Source organism: Pseudomonas sp. NPDC089569 (assembly GCF_050280625.1).
Lineage (GTDB): Bacteria > Pseudomonadota > Gammaproteobacteria > Pseudomonadales > Pseudomonadaceae > Aquipseudomonas.
This window is the reverse complement of record NZ_JBNNVQ010000266.1, coordinates 1-1,319: the sequence shown is the minus strand read 5'-3', so window position 1 is coordinate 1,319 and position 1,319 is coordinate 1. Positions and strand designations below refer to the sequence as shown.

Annotated in this window: 1 protein-coding gene and 1 pseudogene; both read right to left on the bottom strand. The window is 62.1% G+C overall.

Going from position 1 to position 1,319, the window contains the following annotated elements; all coding sequences use genetic code 11:
• Positions 1-91: 91 nt before the first annotated feature.
• Positions 92-181: pseudogene (locus ACQKP2_RS32965) on the bottom strand (hypothetical protein); the annotation flags it as partial.
• A 137-nt stretch (positions 182-318) separates the two neighbouring features.
• A partial coding sequence (locus ACQKP2_RS32960; protein WP_427582398.1) for an NADH-ubiquinone oxidoreductase-F iron-sulfur binding region domain-containing protein occupies positions 319-1,319 on the bottom strand: 1,001 nt, incomplete at its 5' end.

Below are 1,319 nucleotides of genomic sequence, written 5' to 3'. Positions count from 1 at the left end.
TGCGGCCATCGCCGAGGCCCGTGAGCGCATCGCCCGTTTCAACCCCGAGTTGATCGTGCTGTTCGGCCCGGACCACTACAACGGCTTCTTTTACGCCGAGGCCTAGCGACAGACATGCCTGTAACAGGTTGTCTGCCCCGTCGACTTCGAGCGCTTTGCCGTCTACGTGGATAGTGGCCATGGTTCAAAGTTCTTCGTTGGCCCGGTGTCAGCGGGCGTGGCTAATGGAATCTTGTTTTTCGCGCGAATCAAAACAGCCGGTGAAGGCGTCATCGCACGAAAAGCGAAGGGCACGGACCCTTCGCTTTTTTTAAGCGTTTACGCGCCGACTACGATCGGCCTTGCCAGAGGCGGGACGGCGGCGCTGACAGGCGCGATGCCGGCTTCGAACTCTGGACGGAAGTATTTGATTGCGCTGCCCAACGGCTCCACGGCACCCGGTGCGTGAGCACAGAAGGTCTTGCCTGGGCCGAGGAAGCCGACCAGACCCAGCAGGGTCTCGATGTCGCCTGGCTGACCCTGGCCCTTCTCGATGGCCATCAGCAGCTTGACGCTCCATGGCAAACCATCGCGGCAAGGGGTGCAGAAGCCGCAGGACTCACGGGCGAAGAACTGTTCCATGTTGCGCAGCAGGGACACCATGTTGATGCTGTCATCCACTGCCATGGCCAGGCCGGTACCCATACGGGTGCCCACTTTGGCGATACCGCCGGCGTACATCTGTGCGTCCAGGTGTTCCGGCAACAGGAAACCGGTACCGGCGCCGCCAGGCTGCCAGCACTTGAGCTTGTAACCGTCACGCATGCCGCCGGCGTAGTCTTCGAACAGCTCGCGTGCAGTGACGCCGAACGGCAGTTCCCACAGGCCCGGATTCTTGACCTTGCCGGAGAAGCCCATGAGCTTGGTGCCCATGTCTTCACTGCCCTCGCGGGCCAGCGATTTATACCAGTCCACGCCATCGGCAATGATTGCCGGGACGTTGCACAGGGTCTCGACGTTGTTCACGCAGGTCGGCTTGCCCCATACGCCAACGGCGGCAGGGAAGGGCGGCTTGGAGCGCGGGTTGGCGCGACGGCCTTCCAGGGAGTTGATCAGTGCGGTTTCCTCACCGCAGATGTAACGCCCGGCGCCGGTGTGGACGAACAGCTCGAAATCGAAGCCGCTGCCCAGGATGTTCTTGCCCAAAAGGCCCGCTGCCTTGGCTTCTTCCACGGCTCGGTTCAGGTGCCTGGCGGCGGTGGTGTACTCGCCCCGCAGGAAGATGTAGCCACGGTAGGTTTTCAGCGCGCGTGCACTGATCAGCATGCCTTCGATCAGCA